The organism is Variovorax soli NBRC 106424 (assembly GCF_001591385.1).
Taxonomy (GTDB): domain Bacteria; phylum Pseudomonadota; class Gammaproteobacteria; order Burkholderiales; family Burkholderiaceae_C; genus Variovorax; species Variovorax soli.
Genome location: NZ_BCUU01000199.1, coordinates 1 through 2942, shown reverse-complemented (window position 1 = coordinate 2942; position 2942 = coordinate 1). Strand labels below are relative to the sequence as shown.

General features: G+C 68.7%; 2 protein-coding genes. Both read left to right on the top strand.

The genetic code is table 11. The features are described from left to right. Nucleotides 1-332: helix-turn-helix domain-containing protein (locus tag VSO01S_RS26220; RefSeq protein WP_153305452.1), on the top strand; the 332-nt coding region annotated here is incomplete at its 5' end. Nucleotides 333-469: 137 nt separating this feature from the next. Beyond that, nucleotides 470-2812 carry a primary-amine oxidase gene (gene tynA / locus VSO01S_RS26215; protein WP_084242137.1) on the top strand — a complete coding sequence of 781 codons (2343 nt, stop codon included), beginning with the start codon at nt 470-472 and terminating at the stop codon, nt 2810-2812. The last annotated feature ends 130 nt before the right edge of the window (nt 2813-2942 follow it).

Genomic DNA, 2942 nt, shown 5'->3' with positions numbered 1-2942 from the left:
GCCGCCGCATTCTTCTGCGCGCGCGCGACTACATGGCGGCCCATGCGCACGAGCCGGTGAGCGTGCCGCAGCTGTGCGCGGCCGTGGGTGCCTCGCGCCGGACCTTGCAATACGCCTTCGAGGATGCCCTGGGCCTGAGCCCCATCCACTACCTGCGCCTGATGCGGCTGAACCGCGTGCACATCGAGCTGCTGCGCGGGCCGGCCGACGACACCGTGGGCGACGTGGCGGCCCGCTGGGGCTTCTGGCACCTGCCGCGCTTTGCGGCCGAATACCGCACCCTGTTCGGCGAGCTGCCTTCGCAGACGCGCAAGCGGCGGGCGGGCGCCTGAGCATCGTCCACGGTCCCTAGGGCAAACCCGCGAACGGCTTCGGCTTGCCGAATCCGGATAACGCCCGGCCCGGCTCCGAACCTACGCTGCATCCCATCGAGCCCGGTGGAGAGGCTCGACAGCGAGAGGATGCCAACATGAAGAGAGTTCTCGCGCCGACGGCGCCGCGCAGCACGAGCGCGGCCCGTGGCGCCCCCGTGCGCGGCCTGAAGGCCCTGGCCCTGGCGGCAGCCGTGGCCTGCGGCGGCGCCGCGCTCGGCCTGCTGCCGGCCCACCCGGCCCACGCCCATGGCGCACCCGCCAGGATGGTGCCGATGGTCAAGACGCTGGAAGACTTCGGCGCCACCGTGCGCTGGGACGCCTTCGCCAAGGTCTATTCCATCCAGCGCAACAGCACCATGGTGCGCGTCAAGCCCGGCTCGCGCGATGCGCTGGTCAACGGCAAGCCGGTGACGCTGGAGGCACCCGTCACCCTTCGCGAGGGCAAGCCCTACGTGGCGGCGGGCTTCATCAACCAGGTGTTCCAGTCGGGGCTGGACACCACTTTCCAGGTGGAGCGCACCGCCAGTCCGCTCAACCCGCTCACGCCGGCGGAAATCGAGGCCACCGTGCAGGTGCTGCGCAACGCGGGCCGGCTGCGTGAGGGCCTGCGCTTTACCGAGATCGCGCTCAAGCCGCCGCCCAAGGACCAGGTCTGGGCCTTCGCGCTGCAGGGCAAGGCGGTGTCTGTGCCGCGCGAGGCCTCCTTCGTCATCCTGGACGGCAAGAAGGTGATCGAAGGCGCCGTCGACCTGGGCGCGAAGAAGCTGCTGGACTGGAAGGAGGTCGAAGGCGCGCACGGCATGGTGCTGCTGTCGGACGACCTGGCCACCGTGCAGGCGGCCATCGAGACCAGCCCCGAATACGCTCAGGCCCTGGCCAGGCGCGGCATCCACGACCCGAAGAAGGTGGTGGCCACGCCCCTCACGGCCGGCTACTTCGACGGCAAGGACCAGCTGCGCCAGGAAGACCGCCTGCTCAAGGTGGTGAGCTACCAGGACGTGGGCGACAACAACTACTGGGCGCATCCCATCGAGAACCTGGTGGCGGTGGTGGACCTCGTGGCGAAGAAGGTCGTCAAGGTCGAGGACGCTGGCGTGGTCCCCGTGCCCATGGCGGCGCGCCCCTACGACGGCAGCGACCGCAAGCCGCTGGCGCCCTTCAAGCCGCTGTCCATCACCGAGCCCGAGGGCAAGAACTACACCATCACCGGCAACACGCTGCACTGGCGCAACTGGGACATGCACCTGCGCCTGGATTCGCGCGTGGGCCTGGTGCTGTCCACCGTCAGCTACAACGACAAGGGCACCAAGCGCAAGGTGATGTACGAGGGCTCGCTCGGCGGCATGATCGTGCCCTACGGCGACCCCGACGTGGGCTGGTACTTCAAGGCCTACCTCGATTCGGGCGAGTACGGCATGGGCGTGCTGACCTCGCCCATCGAGCGCGGCACCGACGCGCCGGAAAACGCGGTGCTGCTGGACGCCACGCTGGCCGGCTACGACGGCAAGCCCACGCCCGTGCCCAACGCCATCGCGGTGTTCGAGCGCTACGCCGATCCCGAATACAAGCACCAGGAATACGGCAAGCCCAACATGAGCGCGGAGCGGCGCGAGCTGGTGGTGCGCTGGATCAGCACCGTGGGCAACTACGACTACATCTTCGACTGGGTGTTTGCCGAGAACGGCACCATCGGCATCCACGCCGGCGCCACCGGCATCGAGGCCGTGAAGGGCGTGCGCAGCCGCACCATGCAGGACGCCACTGCCAAGGAAGACACACGCTACGGCACCTTGCTGGACCACAACATCGTGGGCACCACGCACCAGCACATCTACAACTTCAGGCTGGACCTGGATGTGGACGGCGAGGCCAACGAGCTGAGGGAAATCGACCCGGTGGTGGCGCCCAACACGCGCGGCGGCCCGCGCACCAGCACCATGCAGACCACCGAGCGCACCGTGCAGACGGAAAAGCAGGCGGCGCAGAAGTTCGACCCGGCCACCGTGCGGCTGCTGAGCAATCCGGCCCGCGCCAACAAGGTGGGCAATGCGGTGTCCTACCAGCTCATTCCGTATGCAGGCGGCACGCACCCGATCGCCAAGGGCGCCAACTTCGCGCCCGACGAGTGGATCTACCACCGCCTGAGCTTCATGGACAAGCAGATCTGGGTCACCCGCTACGACCCGAACGAGCGCTTTCCCGAGGGCAAGTACCCCAACCGCTCGGCCAGGGACACGGGCCTGGGCCAGTTCACCGCCGACGACCAGCCCATTGTGGGCACCGACAACGTGGTGTGGCTCACCACCGGCACCACGCACGTGGCGCGCGCGGAGGAGTGGCCGATCATGCCCACCGAATGGGTGCACGCGCTGCTCAAGCCGTGGAACTTCTTCGACGAGACACCCACGCTGGGCCTGGCGCGGCCCAAGGCGAAGTAAGCCGCACACACAACAACACCCGGAGACATCCATGCAAGACGAAACAAGCCGCACGGGCGACGTGCACGGCGCGCAGCGCCGCGACCTCCTCAAGCTGGGCGCGGCCGCGCTGGCCGCCCCGGTGGCCGCC

Coding starts and splice junctions, on each gene's coding strand:
- tynA (WP_084242137.1), top strand. CDS start 470: ATGAAGAGAGTTCTCGCGCCGACGGCGCCGCGCAGCACGAGCGCGGCC.